The sequence below is a fragment of the Ensifer sp. Root31 genome, from assembly GCF_001424825.1.
Lineage (GTDB): Bacteria > Pseudomonadota > Alphaproteobacteria > Rhizobiales > Rhizobiaceae > Ensifer > Ensifer canadensis.
In genome coordinates this window covers 313084-332528 of the sequence record NZ_LMCO01000045.1, presented here as the reverse complement: position 1 = coordinate 332528, position 19445 = coordinate 313084, and the positions used below count along the sequence as shown (strand labels likewise).

At 62.8% G+C, this 19445-nt stretch carries 17 protein-coding genes; 14 read left to right on the top strand and 3 right to left on the bottom strand.

Annotation, left to right across the window (positions count from 1 at the left end):
* A partial coding sequence (locus ASD00_RS40525; RefSeq protein WP_244496172.1) for an isocitrate/isopropylmalate family dehydrogenase occupies positions 1-164 on the bottom strand: 164 nt, incomplete at its 3' end.
* A 515-nt stretch (positions 165-679) separates the two neighbouring features.
* On the opposite strand from ASD00_RS40525, the gene ASD00_RS30625 reads away from it, so the two are divergent.
* The 3 genes from ASD00_RS30625 to ASD00_RS40520 all read left to right on the top strand — a co-directional run bounded on the left by ASD00_RS30625 (position 680) and on the right by ASD00_RS40520 (position 3747).
* The gene (locus ASD00_RS30625; RefSeq protein WP_025425268.1) at positions 680-1321 is read left to right on the top strand and encodes a LysE family translocator; all 642 of its coding nucleotides are present in this window, start codon (positions 680-682) and stop codon (positions 1319-1321) included.
* A gap of 132 nt (positions 1322-1453) precedes the next feature.
* The gene (locus ASD00_RS30620; protein WP_025425267.1) at positions 1454-3517 is read left to right on the top strand and encodes a M3 family metallopeptidase; all 2064 of its coding nucleotides are present in this window, start codon (positions 1454-1456) and stop codon (positions 3515-3517) included.
* 92 nt (positions 3518-3609) lie between these two features.
* A complete protein-coding gene (locus tag ASD00_RS40520; protein WP_156408076.1) occupies positions 3610-3747 on the top strand; it encodes a hypothetical protein in 138 nt (45 codons plus the stop codon).
* 65 nt (positions 3748-3812) lie between these two features.
* Here the strand turns inward: ASD00_RS40520 and ASD00_RS30615 are convergent, their stop codons facing one another.
* Entirely contained in the window at positions 3813-4985 is a 1173-nt protein-coding gene (locus ASD00_RS30615) for a dihydrodipicolinate synthase family protein (protein ID WP_025425266.1), read from the bottom strand.
* A 317-nt stretch (positions 4986-5302) separates the two neighbouring features.
* Between ASD00_RS30615 and ASD00_RS30610 the strand changes: the two genes are divergently transcribed.
* The 5 genes from ASD00_RS30610 to ASD00_RS30590 are packed head-to-tail and all read left to right on the top strand — an operon-like array spanning position 5303 to position 11248.
* Positions 5303-6346, top strand: a complete 1044-nt coding sequence (locus ASD00_RS30610; protein ID WP_025425265.1) for a LacI family DNA-binding transcriptional regulator — start codon at positions 5303-5305, stop codon at positions 6344-6346.
* Positions 6343-7344 carry a Gfo/Idh/MocA family oxidoreductase gene (locus ASD00_RS30605; RefSeq protein ID WP_025425264.1) on the top strand — a complete coding sequence of 334 codons (1002 nt, stop codon included), beginning with the start codon at positions 6343-6345 and terminating at the stop codon, positions 7342-7344. The genes ASD00_RS30610 and ASD00_RS30605 overlap by 4 nt, the downstream gene beginning before the upstream one ends.
* A 4-nt stretch (positions 7345-7348) precedes the next feature.
* The gene (locus ASD00_RS30600) at positions 7349-8968 is read left to right on the top strand and encodes an acyl CoA:acetate/3-ketoacid CoA transferase (protein ID WP_025425263.1); all 1620 of its coding nucleotides are present in this window, start codon (positions 7349-7351) and stop codon (positions 8966-8968) included.
* Positions 8961-9740: an enoyl-CoA hydratase/isomerase family protein gene (locus ASD00_RS30595; RefSeq protein ID WP_057210883.1), complete on the top strand. Its 780-nt coding sequence runs from the start codon at positions 8961-8963 to the stop codon at positions 9738-9740. The genes ASD00_RS30600 and ASD00_RS30595 overlap by 8 nt, the downstream gene beginning before the upstream one ends.
* On the top strand, positions 9740-11248 hold the full coding sequence (locus tag ASD00_RS30590; protein WP_025425261.1) for an aldehyde dehydrogenase family protein: 1509 nt from the start codon (positions 9740-9742) through the stop codon (positions 11246-11248). The genes ASD00_RS30595 and ASD00_RS30590 overlap by 1 nt, the downstream gene beginning before the upstream one ends.
* A 202-nt stretch (positions 11249-11450) precedes the next feature.
* Here the strand turns inward: ASD00_RS30590 and ASD00_RS30585 are convergent, their stop codons facing one another.
* Positions 11451-12515, bottom strand: a complete 1065-nt coding sequence (locus ASD00_RS30585) for a LacI family transcriptional regulator (protein ID WP_025425260.1) — start codon at positions 12513-12515, stop codon at positions 11451-11453.
* A 304-nt stretch (positions 12516-12819) separates the two neighbouring features.
* On the opposite strand from ASD00_RS30585, the gene ASD00_RS30580 reads away from it, so the two are divergent.
* The 6 genes from ASD00_RS30580 (at position 12820) to ASD00_RS30555 (ending at position 19405) form a co-directional block, all read left to right on the top strand.
* Complete coding sequence (locus ASD00_RS30580) at positions 12820-14064, top strand: ABC transporter substrate-binding protein (protein ID WP_025425259.1); 1245 nt, start codon at positions 12820-12822, stop codon at positions 14062-14064.
* A gap of 179 nt (positions 14065-14243) precedes the next feature.
* Complete coding sequence (locus ASD00_RS30575) at positions 14244-15125, top strand: sugar ABC transporter permease (protein WP_025425258.1); 882 nt, start codon at positions 14244-14246, stop codon at positions 15123-15125.
* Complete coding sequence (locus ASD00_RS30570) at positions 15122-16003, top strand: carbohydrate ABC transporter permease (RefSeq protein ID WP_025425257.1); 882 nt, start codon at positions 15122-15124, stop codon at positions 16001-16003. The genes ASD00_RS30575 and ASD00_RS30570 overlap by 4 nt, the downstream gene beginning before the upstream one ends.
* 4 nt (positions 16004-16007) lie before the next feature.
* Entirely contained in the window at positions 16008-17123 is a 1116-nt protein-coding gene (ugpC, locus tag ASD00_RS30565; RefSeq protein ID WP_025425256.1) for a sn-glycerol-3-phosphate ABC transporter ATP-binding protein UgpC, read from the top strand.
* A 6-nt stretch (positions 17124-17129) separates the two neighbouring features.
* Positions 17130-18629, top strand: a complete 1500-nt coding sequence (locus tag ASD00_RS30560) for a GMC family oxidoreductase (RefSeq protein ID WP_025425255.1) — start codon at positions 17130-17132, stop codon at positions 18627-18629.
* Entirely contained in the window at positions 18626-19405 is a 780-nt protein-coding gene (locus ASD00_RS30555; protein ID WP_025425254.1) for a 3-ketoacyl-ACP reductase, read from the top strand. The genes ASD00_RS30560 and ASD00_RS30555 overlap by 4 nt, the downstream gene beginning before the upstream one ends.
* Positions 19406-19445: the final 40 nt, after the last annotated feature.

The following is a 19445-nucleotide window of genomic DNA, read 5'->3' as shown; positions in this document are numbered from 1 at the left end:
GCCTGGCCGTGGGCGTCATAGGCAGAACCGCCGACGAGGCCTTCGTCCGTCACGAAGCCGGCGCCAAGCTCGGCATTCATGTAGGCGATGATTTTGCGGACTTCCGCCATGGCTTCCGGGCCGATGCCGTCGCCGGGCAGAAGGAAGAGATTGCGCACTGTCATGGAAAGTCCTTCTCGCGGGGAAAACTCGCGCGCGTCTTAGCGCAACTTCGTATCGAGGGAAATGATCGCGACGAAAGAATTGTGCGCCAACATCCCGGCCCCGCGCCGGTTACCGGAGAAACAGCGTGCACGCCGAAAGGGTGGAATTCTCACATCCGCGGCCCGAAGCCGCAACGCCCGCACACACACGGAAAAGGATCGAGATCATGCGCAATTTCACTCACGAGATCACGACGCTTCTCGGCGCCAGCGTCAATGCCCTTGTCTTCGGCAACCGTCGAGCCAGCGGTTCCCGTCGCTAGAACACAGTTCTTCGTGTCACTGCATGCCGCCACTCTTCGGTGGAGGTCTGTCTTGCCGTTCGCGCCTACCGATTTTCGCGAAGCGACCGTGCGCCTGGAAATCCTGGAGCGTTTTTGCAGTTCCCGTTTCGACATTCTCTCGGAGCAGCCTTTCCGCTTGACGGAATCGTTGGCTGGGGATCGAATGGCCGCTGACACAACCGGGGACCCGCCATGTCCGAGACGCTGCTGATCGGTGCCTTTCTCGCCGCCCTTTCCTATACGCTCATTCCCGGGCCGGCTTTTCTGGCCTTGCTCGGCATCGGTGCCGGCCAGGGCCGCAAGGCAGGCGCCCTGTTCATGGGCGGCCATCTCGCCGGCGATATCCTCTGGTCGGGCTTGGCGCTGGTTGCGATCGTCGGCGCGCGTTCGGTCGGCACGACGATCTTCGACATTCTCGGCCTCTTCTGTGGCCTCTATCTCGGCTGGATCGGCTGGACCGCGCTGCGCGCCCGGCCGACGGGCGAAAACAGGGCGCTGATCACGGTGGAGCGACCGCTCCGGCGCGGGCTTATCTTCGGCCTGACAAACCCGAAGGGGTATCCGGTGGCGCTCGCGACCTTCACCGCCCTGCTCGCCGGCTCCGCCAACGCGCTTGAATTCGACGCCCTGCCGATGCTGCTCGGCGTCTCGCTTATCGGCTTTCTCGTTGCCGACCTGATCCTGATCGTAATCATCGGCGCGTCGGTCGTTCGGCGTTTCTATCGCCACCATGAGCTGGCGATCGTTCGGCTCTCAGGGCTGCTGTTCATCGGCTTTGCCGTCCAGGCCGTGTGGCACGCCGCCCCCGGCCTTCTCGGTCTGCGCAAGCCCTGAAACCCAAGCCCAAGTCTTGACGCTGGGGCCGCCAGCAACCACCTCAAGCTCTTCCGCCCGACGTTGTCTCCAGCTGCGTGGGCGCTCCCCTCCCCGGCCATTAGCCGGCATCCGCATGCGAAAGGATCCTTCATGACCGCCAGCACCCCGCTCAATCCTGCCCTGACGACCTGGACCGGACATGAGGGCTTGCCCCGCTTCGACCTGGTGAAGGACACGGATTTCGCGCCCGCCTTCGAGGCGGCCTTCAAGGTGCATGAAGCGGAGATCGACGAAATCGCCGGAAGCACTGATGCGCCGACCTTCGACAACACCGTGATCGCGCTTGAGATTGCCGGCGATGAGCTGTCGCGCATCTCCTCGCTCTTCTGGAACAAGGCCGGCGCCGACACCAACGAAACCATCCAGGCGCTGGAACGCGACATCGCGCCGAAAATGTCCCGGCACTATTCCAGGATCGGCACGAATGCAGCGCTGTTCAAGCGGATCGACACGCTGTGGGAAAACCGCGAAACCCTCGGTCTCGACCTTGAGGCGACGCGGGTCCTGGAGCGGCACTGGAAGGGTTTCGTCAAATCCGGCGCGAAGCTGGCGAAGGATGAGCAGGAGCGGCTGGCGGCGATCAACGAGACGCTTGCCGGCCTCGGCGCCAAGTTCGGTCAGAACGTGCTTGCCGACGAAAAGAACTGGGCCCTCTTCCTTGAGAGCGACGAGGATCTGGCCGGGGTGCCGGACTTCCTGCGCGACGCCATGGCGGCTGCCGCCAGCGACCGCGGCGAAAAGAGCAAATATGCGGTGACGCTGTCGCGTTCGATCATCGAGCCGTTTCTGACCTTCTCCGACAATCGCGAGCTGAGGGAGCAGGCCTTCCGGGCCTGGATCGCCCGCGGTGAGAATGGCGGCGAGACCGACAATCGCGGCCTCATCGCCGAAACGCTGGCTCTGCGGGCCGAGAAGGCCAGGCTGCTCGGCTATGCCAATTACGCGGCGCTGAAGCTCGACAACACCATGGCCAAGACACCGGCAGCCGTGAACGGCCTGTTGATGCAGGTCTGGGAAAAGGCGGTCTCCCGTGCCCGCGAGGAAGAGGCCGATCTTGCCAAGCTGATCGCAGCCGAAGGCCGCAATCACGACGTCATGCCGTGGGACTGGCGCCACTATGCGGAAAAGCTGCGTGCCGAAAAGTTCAATTTCTCGGAAGGCGAGCTGAAGCCCTATCTGCAGCTCGAAAAGATCATCTACGCCTGCTTCGATGTCGCCCAGCGCCTGTTCGGCATCACCGCGACGGAAAAGAAGGGCATGGCCGGCTATCATCCGGATGTGCGCGTCTTCGAGATCCGCGACGCCGCCGGCAAGCTTGTGGCGCTGTTCCTCGGCGATTACTTCGCGCGTTCGTCGAAGCGCTCCGGCGCCTGGATGAGTTCGTTCCAGTCTCAGCACAAGCTGACGCTCAAGAACGGCACCGTCGGCGAACTGCCGATCATCTACAACGTCTGCAACTTTGCCAAACCCGCTGAAGGCAAGCCGGCGCTCCTGTCGCTCGACGACGCGCGCACCCTCTTCCACGAGTTCGGGCATGCGTTGCATGGCATGCTATCCAACGTCACCTACCCCTCCGTATCCGGTACGGGCGTGTCGCGAGATTTCGTCGAACTGCCTTCGCAGCTCTACGAACACTGGCTGACGGTGCCGGATATCCTCAAGCGCTATGCGGTGCACTACCAGACCGGCGAGCCGATGCCCGAGGCGCTGCTCGACAAGGTGCTGGCCGCACGCACCTTCAACTCCGGCTTCGCCACGGTCGAGTTCACCTCGTCCGCCTTGGTCGACATGGCCTATCACACGGCGGAAACGCAGGGTGAGCCGATGGCGCTCGAAACGGCGACACTGGAAAAGATCGGCATGCCGAAGTCGATCGTCATGCGGCATCGCAGCCCGCATTTCCTGCATGTCTTCTCCGGGGACGGCTACTCTGCGGGGTACTATTCCTACATGTGGTCGGAAGTGCTCGATGCGGATGCGTTTGCCGCCTTCGAAGAGACGGGCAATCCTTTCGATCCCGTCATGGCGCGCAAGCTCAGGGACAACGTCTATTCGGTCGGCGGCTCCATCGATCCGGAAGACGCCTACAAGGGGTTCCGCGGCAAGCTGCCGAGCCCCGATGCCATGTTGGCCAAGAAGGGCCTGGCGGCCTGAGGCATGATTGTCGGTCCTACCGCGCCATCTGGCGCGATCGGCCCGACCACAGTGCGCGCGCCGTGTTGCGCGCCGCCTCGAAGTCGGAGGCGTTGCCGAGACTGCTCGGCGAAGGCCTGACCCTCAGTGCCGCCGTCTACAATCTCCTGGACAAGAAGGTCGAGCAGACGGATTTCAACACGGTGATGGAGGGCCGCCGTTTCTGGATGAGCCTGACGACAACGTTCTGAGGCCATCCGCCGGGGTCGCTGCCCCGGTCATCGACGGCGCCCGTTGCGGGCGCCGTTTTTCGTTGTCAGCCGGCCTGTTCGACGCCGAGGGTCGTAACAAAGCTCTGCATCCGCTTTGCCGCCAACTCGGGTCGATCAAGCACGTTGGCCTTGTCGGCAAGCCGGAAGATGTCGGAGTAGTGCAGCAGGCCACGCGCCGACTGCATGCCTGCCGGCATGGTGAAATGGCCCTGGTGGCCGTTCAGCCAGGCGAGGAAAACGACGCCGGCCTTGTAGTACTGTGTCGGCGTCTCGAAGATCTTGCGCGACAGCGGCACGGTCGGCTCGATGACGCCACGGAAAGTGGCCACATCGCCCTTGGCCAATGCCGCAAGCGCCTTGGAGGCGGAAGGTGCCACCGCATCGAAAATGCCGAGAAGTGCGTGACTGTATTTCGCGCCGTCGCCCTCGATGAGCTCCGCATAGTTGAAGTCATCGCCGGTGAAGCAAAGTACGCCCTCCGGCAGTCGGTTGCGCAAGGCGACTTCTTTGGCGTTGTCGAGCAGGGAGATCTTGATGCCTTCAACCTTGTCGCGGTTGGCCTGGATGATCGACAGCACCGCGTCGAGTGCCTCATTGAAATCGTCAGAGCCCCAGTAACCCTTGAGCTGCGGATCGAACATGTCGCCGAGCCAATGCAGCACGACCTTGTTTTTTGTCTGGCGCAGAATGTGACCGTAGACGTGGCGATAATCGTCGGGCGAGCGGGCGACGCGGGCAAGCGCGCGGCTTGCCATCATGATGGCGCGGCCGCCCTCACCCTCGACGAATCCGATTTGTTCCTCGTAGGCGGCAATCACGTCGTCGAGCGAGCGTGCCTCAGTGGGCGCCAGGTGATCGGTGCCCGCACCGCAGGCAAGGTCAGCGCCCGGCACGCTTCGCGCCTCGGTGAGGGAGCGGCGGATCAGTTCCTGCGCGCCCGGCCAGGCGAGGCCCATGCCGCGCTGGGCGGTGTCCATCGCCTCGGCGATCTTGAAGCCCAGGCCCCAGAGATGATGGCGGAAGGCCATCGTCCGCTCCCAGTCGATGGCGGCATTGCCCCAGGGATCGGCATCGCGAAACGGATCCGACACAACATGAGCGGCGGCATAGGCAATGCGATTGAAGGTTGGGGCGGCGCTTGGCCGCTCGATCGGGATGCCCGCCAGACTGTATCGCTCAAGTGAACCGTCATGGCGTGGCAGCGTCAGGCTTGTCATCGGCTTTCTTCTCCTCCTCGGATCGTTGCATTCGAATAATTTAGATCGTTCCAAATTTCAAGTGGGAAATCTGGCATCCGATGCCAATCGAGGTGCCAAGGCTCCGGAATGAAAAGAAAAATATGGCATAAGCCATTGTAAACAAGGATATTTATAAACAATTACAACGGTGATGCCGTGGATCTATTACCTGTATCGCTGGGACTGAGATGGCCATAGAATAGTACGGAAACCAAAAAAGTGATCCTCCACCTCTTGACGAATTTGGAACGTTCCAATTATGAATGTGAAAAATAAGGCGGGTTTGGGAGGGTGCTTTGGTCAAGGAACGGGTAACGGTGGTGGATATCGCACACGCAGCCGGCGTGTCGAAGTCGACCGTGTCGCTCGTCCTTCAGGGCAGCTCGCTGGTCAACGAGGTGACGCGCGCCAAGGTCAACGCGACCATTCGCGAGCTTGGTTACGTCTACAATCGCAGCGCTGCCAACCTGCGCCAATCGAAGTCGAAGATCATCGGCATCGTCGTCAACGACCTGACCAACAGCTTCTTTGCCGAACTGGCGGTTGGCGTCGATACCGTGGTGCAGTCAGCCGGCTTCGTCCAGTTTCTCGCCAACACGAATGAAAAGATCGAGCGGCAACGCGAGGTCGTGGCGTCCATGCGCGAGCATGGGGTCTCCGGGCTGATCATCTCCCCGGCGCGCGGCACCGAGGCTGCCGATCTGGCGCCTCTGGTCGATAGCGGCATCCCCGTCGTGCTCGTCGTTCGCGATATCGCCGACGCGGGCGTTTCATCGCTGACGTCTGACAATCATGCCGGCGCCATGGCGGCGGTGCGCCACCTGATCGAGCGGGGTCATCGGCGCATCGCGTTCCTCGGTGGTTTCCACGACACCGCCGTATTCGAGGCGCGCATGCGCGGCTACCGCGAAGCTTTGCTCGAGGCGGGACTTGATGCGGCCGAGGCGCTTGTCATCGGCTCGGCGCCATCGCGCGCCGGCGGTGTCACGGCCATCGAGCAGGCGATGATGCTTTCCGACCGGCCAACGGCCGCGCTCTGCTTCAACGACGCGGTCGCATTCGGTGTCTGCGACGGCCTGCGGGCGCGGCGGCTGGAGCCGGGCGCCGACTTTGCTGTGATCGGCTTCGACGATGTGATCGAGGCGAAGACGGCGGTGCCGGCACTGACGACCGTGTCCGTCGATCCGCAAGGCATGGGGCAGAGGGCGGCGGAATTGCTGCTGAAGCAGATCAATGCGGGCAAGGCGGAGGCCGAAGCGATTATCGGTTCGGTGCGTCTCGTCGTTCGCCAGAGCTGCGGTGCTGCGATCGAGCGCAGAACGAGGGAGGCATTGTCATGAACAGATGGGGTCTGATCGGCGCGAGCACGATCGCGCGCGAATGGGTCATTGGCGCAATTCGCGCCACCGGTGGCGAAGTGGTTTCGGTGATGAGCACCAGCGCTGAGCGCGGTGCTGCCTATGCCACGGAAAATGGCATCGGCAAGTCGGTGACGTCGGTCGAGGAACTGGTCGGTGATCCCGATGTTGATGCCGTCTACGTCTCGACCACCAACGAGCTGCACCGCGAGCAGACGCTGGCGGCAATTCGGGCCGGCAAGCACGTGCTATGTGAAAAGCCCTTGGCGATGACGCTGGAGGATGCGCGCGAAATGGTTGTCGCCGCACGCGAAGCCGGCGTGGTGCTTGGCACCAACCATCACCTGCGCAACGCCGCTGCCCACCGGGCGATGCGGGATGCCATCGCCGAAGGGCGGATCGGCCGGCCGATCGCGGCACGGGTCTTCCATGCGGTCTATCTGCCGCCGCATCTGCAGGGCTGGCGGCTGGAGCGGCCGGAAGCCGGTGGCGGCGTCATTCTCGACATTACCGTGCACGATGCCGACACCTTGCGCTTCGTCCTTAACGACGATCCGGCCGAAGCCGTTGCCATCAGCCATAGCGCCGGCATGGGCAAGGAGGGGGTGGAGGACGGCGTCATGGGGGTGCTGCGCTTCCAGTCGGGCGTCATCGCCCAGTTCCACGATGCTTTCACCACCAAGTTTGCCGAGACCGGGTTCGAAGTCCACGGCACGGAGGGGTCGCTGATTGGCCGCAACGTCATGACGCAGAAGCCGGTCGGCACCGTCACCTTGCGTAATGCCGAGGGCGAAAGCCAACTGCCGCTCGATCCGGCCAATCTTTATGAAACCGCCCTTGCGGCGTTTCATTCAGCGATCGAAGGCCATGGCCAGCCCTCGGCAACCGGCGAGGACGGTGTCTGGTCGCTGGCAACCGGCCTTGCGGTCGTCAAGGCGGCAGCGACCGGTCAGGCGGCTGCGATCGAAACGGGACTTTGAGTTGATGTCGATGAACAAGCATATTTCACCCACTGAGGCCGCCGCGCTGATCCCGGATGGTGCCGTCGTTTCGGTCTCGTCGTCGAGTGGTCTTGGCTGCCCCGATCTGATGCTGAAGGCGATCGGCGAGCGTTTTGACGCAACCGGCCATCCTCGCGACCTGACGACGCTGCACCCGATCGCCGCCGGCGACATGAGCGGCATCAAGGGTGTCGATTACATCGCCAAGAAGGGACTTTTGAAGAGGATCATCGGCGGCTCCTATCCCTCGGGTCCGTCGAGTGCCGAACCGCCCCTGATCTGGCAGATGATCGGCGCCGACGAGGTTGCAGCCTACAATATCCCCTCCGGCGTTCTCTTCGACATGCACCGCGAGGCCGCCGCCAAGCGCCCTGGCGTTATGACCAAGGTCGGGCTCGACACCTTCGTCGATCCGTCGCGCGAAGGCTGCGCCATGAATGCCTCGGCGTCAGTCGAGCCGGTGGTCAAAAAGGTCGCCTTTGAGGGCGAGGACTGGCTCTATTTCAAGGCGATCGCACCGCAGGTGGCGATTATTCGCGCGACGACTGCGGACGAGCGCGGCAATCTTACCTATGAGCACGAGGGTGCCTATCTCGGTGGTCTCGATCAGGCGCTGGCCGCCCGCAACAATGGCGGCATCGTCATTGCCCAGGTCAAGCGCATCACCAAGGAAGGCTCGTTGAAGCCGCACGACGTGCGTGTGCCGGGCGTGCTCGTCGACTATGTCGTCGTCGATCCCGACCAGAAGCAGACGACGCAGACGCTCTACGATCCGGCCATCTCCGGCGAGATCTTCCGTCCGCTCGACAGTTTCCGCGTGCCGGAATTCAACATCCAGAAGGTGATTGCCCGCCGGGTGGCGCAGGAGTTGCAAACGGGCAGCGCCGTCAACCTCGGCTTCGGCATTTCGGCCAACGTGCCGCGCATCCTGCTCGAGGAGGGCCTGCATGGCGCCGTCACCTGGGTGATCGAACAGGGGGCTGTCGGCGGCGTACCGCTCCTGGATTTCGCCTTCGGCTGCGCGTCGAACGCTGACGCCTTCATGCCTTCGCCCTACCAGTTCACCTATTTCCAGGGCGCGGGCTTCGATGCCTCGCTGCTCTCCTTCCTCGAAATCGACCGCAACGGTTCGGTTAATGTCTCGAAGCTCTCCTTCCGGCCGCATGTGACGGCCGGCGCCGGCGGCTTCGTCGACATTACTGCTCGAGCCAAGAAGATCGTCTTTTCCGGCATGTTCAACGCCGGCGCGAAGCTTGCCGTCGCCGATGGCAAGCTGGTGATCGAGAAGGAAGGCAAGCTGAAGAAGCTCGTCAACGAGGTCGAACACGTCACCTTCTCGGGCCGCCGCGGCGTCGAGCAGGGGCAGGACATCACCTATGTCACCGAGCGCTGCGTGATGAAGCTGACGCCCGAAGGCGTGATGCTGACCGAGATCGCGCCGGGTGTCGACCTGCAGGCACATATTCTCGACCAGTCCGAATTTCCGCTCCTTGTATCCGATCGATTGAAGACCATGGATGCGGCACTTTTCCACGAGGCGCCGATCGGCCTGAAACTGCCGGTCAAGGCTGCCCGTACGCTTGCGGGAGGCGCCCGTGTCTGAGGAGCGCATCCAGATCGCAGTCGACGGCCCGATCGCGACGATGACTGTCGCGCGTCCGGACAAGCTCAATGCCTTCGACATCGACATGCTGAAGGCGCTCGCTGCCGCCTGCGATACGGTGGAAGTGATGCGCGACGTGCGCGTGCTGATCCTGACGGGTGAGGGCAAGGCCTTCTCCGCCGGTGGCGACATCAAGGCCTGGGGCGGCATGGATGCCGCAGCCTTCGGTCATGATTGGGTGCGCTTTGGCCATCGCGTCTTCGAGCGGCTGGCGACGTTGAGAATGCCCGTCATCGCAGCGCTCAACGGCCATGCCCTCGGCGGCGGCCTGGAACTAGCCGCGGCGGCTGACATCCGGATCGCCGAAAGCCAGATCAAGGTCGGCCTGCCGGAAACGAGCCTCGGCATGGTTCCCGGCTGGTCGGGCACGCAACGTCTCGTCGTCCGTTTCGGCGCGCAGATCGTGCGGCGCATGGTACTCGGCGGTGAGATGTTTACGGCAGAGACGGCGAAGGCCGAAGGCCTTGTCGATGGGGTCGTCGAGACCGGAACAGTGATGCAGGCGGCGCGCGACTACGCAGCCCGCGTGGCAAAGCGCGGCCCGGCCGCGCTCGAGATTTCAAAACTGATGATCGCCTCGGCGAACGGCGAGGACAATGGTGCCGCGGTCGAAGCGCTGGGGTCCATCCTCGTCGCCAAGACAGGCGACCTCAGGGAAGGGGTCGCTGCCTTTTCCGAAAAGCGCGAAGCCCAGTTCAAGGGAGAATGGTAATGACGGTTCTGGTGAGGCCCAAGGCACTTAGCGATCACAAGGTGCGCACGTTCCAGATGCTGATCGACGGCAAATGGGTCGACAGCGCCGACGGACGCACGATCGAGCGCGTCGCCCCCGGCCACGGCGTCGTCGTCAGCCGCTATCAGGCAGCAGCGAGCGGCGATGCCGAGCGGGCGATCTCTGCTGCCCGTCGCGCCTTCGACGATGGCCCCTGGCCGCGCATGACGGCGTCCGAGCGGTCTCTGATCCTGCTCAAGGCGGCCGACATGATTGCCGCGCGCGCCGACGAGCTTGCTTTCCTCGACGCCATCGAATCGGGAAAGCCGATCAGCCAGGCCAAGGGCGAACTGGGTGGCGCTGCCGATATCTGGCGTTATGCTGCTGCTCTTGCCCGTGATCTTCACGGCGAAAGCTACAATACGCTGGGAGACGGCACGCTCGGTGTGGTTCTGCGCGAAGCGATCGGCGTCGTTTCGATCATCACGCCGTGGAACTTCCCGTTCCTGATCGTCAGCCAGAAGCTGCCTTTTGCGCTTGCCGCCGGCTGCACGACAGTGGTCAAGCCTTCCGAACTGACCTCAGCCTCGACGCTCGTGCTTGGCGAAATTCTCGAAGCGGCCGGCGTACCGGCCGGTGTCGTCAACATTCTCACCGGCACGGGTCCCGAGGTCGGCGCGCCGATGACGACGCACGCGGATGTCGACATGATCTCCTTCACCGGCTCCACCGGCGTCGGCCGTCTGACGATGGCCAATGCGGCGCAGACGTTGAAGAAGGTATCGCTCGAACTCGGCGGCAAGAACCCGCAGATTGTCTTCCCCGACGCCAACCTCGACGAGTTCATCGATGCGGCCGTGTTCGGCGCCTACTTCAACGCCGGCGAATGCTGCAATGCCGGCTCGCGGCTGATCCTTCACCGCGACATTGCCGAGGAGGTGACGGCGCGCATCGCCGCACTCGCGGCCAAGGTCAAGGTCGGCGATCCGCTCGATCCGGAAACCCAGGTCGGCGCGATCATCACGCCGCAGCATCTGGAAAAGATTGCCGGCTATGTTTCTGCCGCATCGAAGGATGGTGCCGCTGTCGCTCATGGCGGCGCTGCACTCGATCTCGGCATGGGACAGTTCATGGCGCCAACCATTCTTTCACAGGTGCGACCCGACATGGCTGTTGCCCGCGAGGAGGTTTTCGGGCCGGTGCTGTCGGTGCTGACCTTCGAGACCACCGACGAGGCAATCCGCATCGCCAACTCCATCGACTACGGTCTGTCGGCCGGTGTCTGGAGCCGCGATTTCGACACCTGCCTGACGATCGGCCGCCGCGTGCGCGCCGGCACGGTCTGGATGAACACCTTCATGGATGGGGCTTCCGAGCTGCCGTTCGGCGGTTATCGCCAGTCCGGCCTCGGCCGCGAACTCGGTCGGCATGCGGTCGAGGATTATACCGAAACCAAAACGCTCAACATGCATATCGGCGCCCGCACCGGCTGGTGGATGCCGCGCTAACTTAGAGCATTTCCAGGAAAAGTGCGAAGCGGTTTTCCGTCAGGAAATACGTAAAAACAAAGAGATAGAGCGTCGCCGTGACTCCGTTTAAACCGGAAACGCTCTAGGGGACAAGGGGAGACGGATGATGTCGGCAGGGATCGCAGCAACGAAACGGGCAGGGGCGTCATGGCACGCCGCCGGCCTGTCGTTGTCGCGCGGTTCAGTTCGATGCCGACCAGTTGGCGGGGATCTGCGGAGAGAGCAGAAGCTGCAGTTTGTTGACGTCGGTTTCGCCGCCGATGCGCTGGAGCAGCACGCGGCCCATGTCCTCGCCCGTAGCCGTCAGATCCTCATAGATCGTTTCCACCTGGGGCTGGATCGCGCCCAGGAGGTGCGACGTCTGCTTGGCGACAATGTCGTATTCGTTGCCGAGCGTCAGGCCGCAATCGCTCATGCCGGTAATGGTGGCGAGAGCACAGACTTCGCCACCGCACATGAAACTATCAGGCGGGTCGGGCTCGGCGTAACGCTGGCGAACACGGTCGCGGATGTCGCCGGCCGGGCTGTCGAGATCGATACCGGAGAGAATTTCGTAGGCGCAGCCCGCCTCGCGCACGGCGGTCATGAAGCCGTGCTGCAGGTGGCCGCCGAAGGTGAAGTCGGTTGGGCCGCTGATCAGTGCCGGCTTGCGGCGCCCCTTGGCGATCAGCCGGCGGGTGGCCTGGTAGGAGAAGGTGAAGTTGTCGTAGTCGACATAGGCGTGCGGGGTCGAAAGCTCGGTGCGTCCGTGGGTGACGAACGGAAAGCCGATCTCCGAAAGCAACATGACGCGCGGATCGAGCGGTTCGGTGCGCGAGAAGATCAGACCATCAGCCATGCTGTTGCGGGTGATGTAGTTCACCGCCTCGACATTGGTCGTGTTGAGGAAGTTCGGCATGACGATCAGGTGATAGGACGTGCCCTGCAGCGCCTTGGCGATGCCGCTCATGATCGAGGTGCCATAGCCGAGGATTTCCTCGTGTGGGTCGAGCAGGACGGCGATGACGTTGGTGCGGCCGGTCTTCAGGCGCTGGGCGGCGCGATCGGGCGAATAGCCGATTTCGATCGCCACCTCGCGAACCCGCTTGCGGGTGTCGGCGGAGATTTGCGGCGCTTCGGCGAGGGCGCGCGAAACGGTGGTGACCGCAAGCCCGGTGATCTCGGCGATCGTGCGAAGGGTCGGCTTGCCCCGTCTGGCGGGCGAACCAATGTCTTCGGAACGGGCGGGCTTGGGGGAATCGGCCAATGCTAGTCATCCTCAAGGCGGTCAAGAGCGGCTTTTGTAACGTGGCACGAACGCTTAGGCAATCGAATCATGAAAACGTTTTAAATCTCGCGACGCGGCATGAATTGCTGCACTGCGAAACGCAAACTGTTGTATATAATTCAGCAAATTCAATTGCTTCGTGAGGTGAGGAAGTGCACGCGTGCGGAATGCTTGACTTGCTGAATTTATAACGTTTTAAATTGGCCAGCCGCTGCCTTAGGCGGTGCGATATCCGAGGCGGGAGGAGGTTCCGCTTCGATAACTTGCAAACGGGAGGATAACGATGCGCAAGTTGATGACGACGACGGCTGTTGTGGCGCTGATGATGGCGGCCACCGCCGCGCGCGCAGCAGAAAACGTGGAAGTGCTGCACTGGTGGACTTCCGGCGGTGAGGCTGCTGCGCTCGACGTTCTGAAGAAGGACCTCGAAAGCAAGGGTATTTCCTGGACCGATATGCCGGTCGCCGGCGGCGGCGGCACGGAAGCCATGACCGTGCTTCGCGCCCGCGTCACCTCGGGCAACGCTCCGACCGCAGTGCAGATGCTCGGTTTCGATATTCTCGACTGGGCCAAGGAAGGCGCACTCGGCAACCTTGACGATACCGCTTCCAAGGAAGGCTGGGACAAGGTCATCCCGACGGCCCTGCAGCAGTTCTCGAAGTATGACGGCCACTGGATCGCCGCTCCGGTCAACGTCCACTCGACCAACTGGGTCTGGATCAACAAGGCTGCCCTCGACAAGGCCGGCGGCAAGGAGCCGGCGAACTGGGACGAGCTCATCGTCCTTCTCGACAACTTCAAGGCTCAGGGCATCACGCCGATCGCCCATGGCGGCCAGCCGTGGCAGGACGCGACGATCTTCGACGCCGTCGTGCTCTCGCTCGGCAATGATTTCTACAAGCAGGCCTTCATCGATCTCGATCCGGCAGCGCTCGGTGGCGACAAGATGAAGGAAGCCTTCGACCGCATGACGAAGCTGCGCTCCTATGTCGACGACAACTTCTCCGGCCGCGACTGGAACCTCGCTTCGGCAATGGTGATCGAGAACAAGGCCGGCCTGCAGTTCATGGGCGACTGGGCCAAGGGCGAGTTCCTGAAGGCGAAGAAGGTGCCAGGCACCGATTTCGTCTGCATGCGCTTCCCGGGTACGCAAGGGTCCGTCACCTTCAACTCCGACCAGTTCGCGATGTTCAAGGTTGCTGACGACAAGATCCCGGCACAGCTGCAGATGGCCTCGGCGATCGAAAGCCCGACCTTCCAGTCGGCCTTCAACGTCGTCAAGGGTTCGGTTCCTGCACGCACCGACGTTCCGGATACGGACTTCGACGCTTGCGGCAAGAAGGGCATCAAGGATCTCGCCGAAGCCAACACCAACGGCACGCTGTTCGGTTCCATGGCCCATGGCCATGCCAACCCAGCTGCCGTCAAGAACGCGATCTACGACGTCGTGACGCGCGAGTTCAACGGTGAATTGACCTCCGATGAGGCGGTCAAGGAACTCGTCGCCGCCGTCGCGGCTGCGAAGTAACGGGCGAGGCCCGGTCCGGGACGCGAGCAAGCGTCCCGGACACTCATTCTGACATGCAAGCGTCTTCGAAGCGTCGCGTCCATCGCGGACGCAGGGGAGCGGTTTGATACAAAGAACCTGCGCGGATGCCGATACCAGGGAGTTTCCCGACGGCAGAGCGCCAGAAGTGGTGAACGTTCATGGATAACCGCAGTCGACTGCAGGACCTGATACCGAAGCTGGTCCTTGCCCCGAGCTTCGTTATCGTCCTGATCTTTGTTTATGGCTTCATCGCCTATACCGGCTTCCTGTCGATGACGGACAGCAAGATGCTGCCGTCCTACAATTTCGTCGGTTTCAGCAATTATCAGAAGCTCTGGGCCCTGCCGCACTGGTGGCGGGCGGTGAGCAATCTGGCGATCTTCGCTTCGCTCTATATCGCCATCTGCTCGGTGCTGGGGCTTGGACTTGCGATCCTGCTCGACCAGAAGATCCGGGCGGAAGGCTTCCTACGGCCGATCTACCTCTATCCGATGGCGCTGTCGTTCATCGTGACCGGCACGGCCTGGAAGTGGTTCCTCGATCCCGGCATCGGGCTTGAAAACACCATGCACCTCTGGGGCTGGGAGAGCTTTTCGTTCAACTGGATCAAGGACCGCAACTACGCGATCTATTGCGTGGTGATCGCCGCCGTCTGGCAATCGACCGGCTTCATCATGGCGATGTTCCTTGCCGGTCTGCGCGGCGTCGACAACGAGATCATCAAGGCGGCGCAGATCGATGGCGCACCGACATCGACGATCTACCGGCGGATCATCATTCCCTTGATGCGGCCGGTCTTCCTCTCCGCCTTCGTCGTTCTCGCCCATCTGGCGATCAAGGCCTACGACCTGATCATCGCGCTCACCGGCGGCGGGCCGGGCCAGGCGACCGAATTGCCGGCGACTTTCATGTATTCCTACACCTTCACCCGCAACCAGATGGGCATCGGCGCCTCGTCGGCCATCATCATGCTGGTGATGATCTTCTCGATCATCGTTCCCTATCTCTACTCCGAAATCCGCGGAGGAAAACGCCCATGAGCGCCCCCAGCCCAGACAATGTCATCTCGCACAACCGCCTGACGCGTGCCCTGATCTACACGGTACTCATCGTCTTTGCGCTCTATTCGCTGCTGCCGCTCTATGTCATGCTGGTCAACTCGCTGAAACCGCTCGACGAGATCCGCCAGGGCGGCATGCTCAACCTACCGCAGACCCTGACACTGGAACCCTGGCTTTCGGCCTGGTCGACGGCGCAGATCGGAGTTCAGCCGACAGGCCTGAAGCCGTTCTTCATCAACTCGATCCTGATGGTGGTGCCGGCCGTCGCGATCTCGACGATGATCGGCGCGCTCAATGGCTACGTCCTGACCAAGTGGCGCTTTCCCGGTGCCAACATCTTCTTCGGCATGCTGCTCCTGTCGTGCTTCATCCCGTTCCAGATCGTGCTGATCCCGATGGCGCGCGTGCTTGGCATCATCGGCCTTGCCGGATCGATCTGGGGCCTGATCTTCGTCCACGTGATCTACGGCCTCGGCTTCACCACGCTCTATTTCCGCAACTACTACGAAGCCTTCCCGACGGAACTCGTGCGTGCGGCGCAGATCGATGGCGCCAGCTTCTTCCAGATCTTCTGGCGGATCCTGCTGCCGTCGTCCGGTCCGATCATCGTCGTCTCGGTCATCTGGCAGTTCACCAATATCTGGAACGACTTCCTGTTCGGGGCATCCTTCTCCGGCGCCTCTTCGACGCCGATGACGGTGGCGCTCAACAACCTCGTCAGCTCGTCGACCGGGGTCAAGGAATACAACGTTCATTTCGCGGGCGCGATCCTCGCCGCCCTGCCAACGCTCATCGTCTACATCGTGTCCGGCCGCTACTTCGTGCGCGGGCTGATGTCCGGCGCCGTGAAAGGATAAGCTCATGTCGTTCCTCAAAATCAGCAACCTGCGCAAATCCTACGGCTCGCTCGAGATCCTGAAGGACATCAATCTGGAGATCGACGAAGGCGGCTTCCTCGTGCTCGTCGGCCCGTCCGGCTGCGGCAAGTCCACCCTGCTCAACACCATTGCCGGGCTGGAGCCAATCACCTCGGGCGAGATCGCCATCAACGGCCGGTCGGTCGCCGATCTGCACCCGTCCAAGCGCGACATCGCCATGGTGTTCCAGTCCTACGCGCTCTATCCGAACATGACGGTTGCGGGCAACATCGCCTTCGGCATGGAAATCCGCGGCGTGCCGAAGGACGAACGCGAGAAGGCGATCAAGCAGGTCGCCGACATGCTGCAGATCGGCCATCTGCTCGATCGCAAGCCGAGCCAGCTTTCCGGCGGCCAGCGCCAGCGTGTCGCCATGGGCCGCGCCCTTGTGCGCAAGCCGCAGGTCTTTCTCTTCGACGAACCGCTGTCGAACCTGGACGCCAAGCTGCGCGTCGACATGCGCACCGAGATCAAGCGTCTCCACCACCGGATGAAGACAACCATCGTCTACGTCACCCACGACCAGATCGAGGCGATGACGCTGGCGACCAAGATCGCGGTATTGAAGGATGGCGTGCTGCAGCAATTCGGGACGCCGGCCGAAATCTACAACAATCCGGCCAACATGTTCGTCGCCGACTTCATGGGTTCGCCGGCCATGAACCTGCTGACGGCCCGGATCGAAAGGAACGGCGCCGATGTTGCCGTCACGCTCGCGCGCCCGAACGCCGAGCCGATGAAGCTCACCGTTCCGCATGCCAGCGGCGCACTCTCTACCTATGCCGGCAAGGACGTCGTCTTCGGCATCCGCCCGGAAGCACTGACCGACCCTGACGGTGCCGACCGCAATGCCAAGGCGATCGTCGAAGGCGAATGCCTGATCGAGGTGGTCGAGCCCGCCGGTTCGGACACCTTTGCGGTGACCCGCCTTGGCGGCAAGGAGGTCGTCGCCCGCCTGCGTGCCGATGCGCGCATCGCACCCGGCCAGACGTCGCAGCTCGCCTTCAATCTCGACAAGGCGGTGTTCTTCGATCCTCAGACGCAGCAACGGATCGCGTAACGGCCGATGGAGCAGCAGCCGGATATCGTCATCATCGGGTCGGGCATCGGCGGCTCCACCGTTGCGGCGGGGCTCGCCGGCTCCGGGGCGCGCATAGCCATACTCGAGCGCGGCGAGCGCCTGCCCGACACACCGGAAGCGCGCAGCTATAGTTCGATCTTCGTCAAGGGCCATTTCCGGCCCAAGGAGATGTGGCGCGAAGCCGACGGCACGGAGTTCAATCCGGGCAATTTCTATTTCGTTGGCGGCAATTCCAAACTCTTCGGTGCGGTGCTCTTGCGCTACCGTGCAGAGGATTTCACCGAGATGCAGCATCTTGGCGGCGTTTCGCCGGCATGGCCCTTTCTCTATGAAGAGCTGGAGCCGTGGTACGGCAAAGCCGAGCAACTGTTCGAGGTGCGTGGCGAATTGGGTCAGGACCCTACGGAGCCGTTCCACGCCTCGCCCTACCCTTATGGCCCGGTACCGGACGAGCCGGCAATTGCTCGCGCGCGCGCCGAGTTGAAGGCGCAGGGGCTCAATCCGGCGACGCTGCCGCTTGGCGTCGACATCGAGACGTGGCTGGCAGGCGGGCGCACGCCATGGGACGGGTTTCCCAACACCGGCAAGGGCAAGAAGGATGCCGAGACCGCATCGCTCGCCTCCGCGCTGAATGACCCCAACATCGAGCTGATCACCTCCGCGCATGTCGACACGCTGGAGAAAGGTCGGGGCGGCCGGATCGAGGCGGTCCATTACACCCATAGGGGCGAGAAGAAGCGCCTGTCGCCCAAGTTGGTGATCCTGTCGGCGGGCGCGATCAACTCGGCCGCCATCTTGCTGCGCTCCGGCGATGGCAAGGGGCTCGCCAACGCCTCCGGCCAGGTCGGCCGCAACTTCATGAACCACAATTGCAGCGCCATGCTGGCGATCAATCCGTTCAGGCGCAATGACAGCATCTACCAGAAGACGCTGATGCTGAACGATTATTACCTGACCGGCGGCAGGGACGGTTTGCCACTCGGCAATGTCCAGCTGCTCGGCAAGATCAACGGTGACATCCTCAAGGCCAATGCGCCGGTCTGGGCGCCGCGCTTCGCATTGGATTTCATGGCCGGTCATGCGGTCGACTGGTACATGATGACGGAGGACCTGCCGAACCCGGAAAGCCGCATCATGGTCGACGGCAAGGGCATCATCATGCAGTGGCGGCGCTCGAACATGGAGGCGCTTTCCGGGCTCGAAGCGAAGATGCGCGCCCACTTCAAAGCTGCAGGCTATCCGATCGTGCTCTCCCAGGCCTTCGACAAGCGCACGCCGTCGCACCAGTGCGGCACGATCCGGATGGGCACCGATCCCGGTCAGGCGCCGCTCGACGTTTATTGCCGCGCCTTCGATCATCCGAACCTCTTTGTCGTCGATGCCGGCTTCCTGCCAACGTCCGCTGCGGTCAACCCGGCGCTGACGGTGGCGGCACAGGCGCTGCGCGTTGCCGACCATATCGTTGCGAAGGAGCTGAGAGCATGACGACATCGACGCGTCCCGTGGCTGTTGTCACCGGTGGCCGGCGCGGAATCGGACTCGGCGTGGCCCGGGCACTGGCGCGCGACGGCTTCGACATAGCGCTGACGGGGCTCGGTGCGGCGGATCAAGCGACGCAAGCCACGCTCTCCGAGCTATCGGCGCAAGGCGGTCGCGCCATCTACCTCGAGGCCAATCTCGCCGATATCGGCGCGCATGCCGCCACCGTCGCCTGCATCCGCCAGGAACTGGGCCCGATCCGCTGCCTCGTCAACAACGCCGGCATCGCCTCCGTCGTGCGCGGCGACTTTCTCGACCTTCTGCCGGAGAATTTCGACACGATCGTCGCCACCAACTTGCGCGGCACAGTGTTCTTCACCCAGGCCGTGTTGCTCTCGATGCTCACCGAGCCGCCAGGTGCGGCGCCACGTTCAATCATCAACATCACATCGGTTTCCGCGACCATGAGTTCGCCCGAGCGGCTCGACTATTGCATGACCAAGGCCGGCCTTGCCGCCTTCAGCCAGGGGCTCGCCTTGCGGCTGGCCGACACAGGCATCTCCGTCTTCGAAATCCGGCCCGGGGTCATCCGGTCTGACATGACCGCTGGCGTCTCGGCGAAATACGACGCCCTGATCGACGGCGGACTGGTGCCGATGAAACGCTGGGGCGAGCCAGAAGACATCGGCAACATCGCCGCAGGGCTTGCCAGCGGCAAATTCGGCTTTGCGACCGGCTCAGTCATCCAGGCCGATGGCGGCCTGTCGATCGGTCGACTCTAGAAAATAGTGCAGGGCAGTCCGGGGCTCGCAACGGCGAGCA

Bases quoted from the DNA above. Each gene is read 5' to 3' on its own strand.
- ASD00_RS30625 (WP_025425268.1), top strand. From the start codon at position 680: ATGTCCGAGACGCTGCTGATCGGTGCCTTTCTCGCCGCCCTTTCCTAT.
- ASD00_RS30620 (WP_025425267.1), top strand. From the start codon at position 1,454: ATGACCGCCAGCACCCCGCTCAATCCTGCCCTGACGACCTGGACCGGA.
- ASD00_RS30615 (WP_025425266.1), bottom strand. From the start codon at position 4,985: ATGACAAGCCTGACGCTGCCACGCCATGACGGTTCACTTGAGCGATAC.
- ASD00_RS30605 (WP_025425264.1), top strand. From the start codon at position 6,343: ATGAACAGATGGGGTCTGATCGGCGCGAGCACGATCGCGCGCGAATGG.
- ASD00_RS30600 (WP_025425263.1), top strand. From the start codon at position 7,349: ATGTCGATGAACAAGCATATTTCACCCACTGAGGCCGCCGCGCTGATC.
- ASD00_RS30590 (WP_025425261.1), top strand. From the start codon at position 9,740: ATGACGGTTCTGGTGAGGCCCAAGGCACTTAGCGATCACAAGGTGCGC.
- ASD00_RS30580 (WP_025425259.1), top strand. From the start codon at position 12,820: ATGCGCAAGTTGATGACGACGACGGCTGTTGTGGCGCTGATGATGGCG.
- ASD00_RS30575 (WP_025425258.1), top strand. From the start codon at position 14,244: ATGGATAACCGCAGTCGACTGCAGGACCTGATACCGAAGCTGGTCCTT.
- ASD00_RS30570 (WP_025425257.1), top strand. From the start codon at position 15,122: ATGAGCGCCCCCAGCCCAGACAATGTCATCTCGCACAACCGCCTGACG.
- ugpC (WP_025425256.1), top strand. From the start codon at position 16,008: ATGTCGTTCCTCAAAATCAGCAACCTGCGCAAATCCTACGGCTCGCTC.
- ASD00_RS30560 (WP_025425255.1), top strand. From the start codon at position 17,130: ATGGAGCAGCAGCCGGATATCGTCATCATCGGGTCGGGCATCGGCGGC.
- ASD00_RS30555 (WP_025425254.1), top strand. From the start codon at position 18,626: ATGACGACATCGACGCGTCCCGTGGCTGTTGTCACCGGTGGCCGGCGC.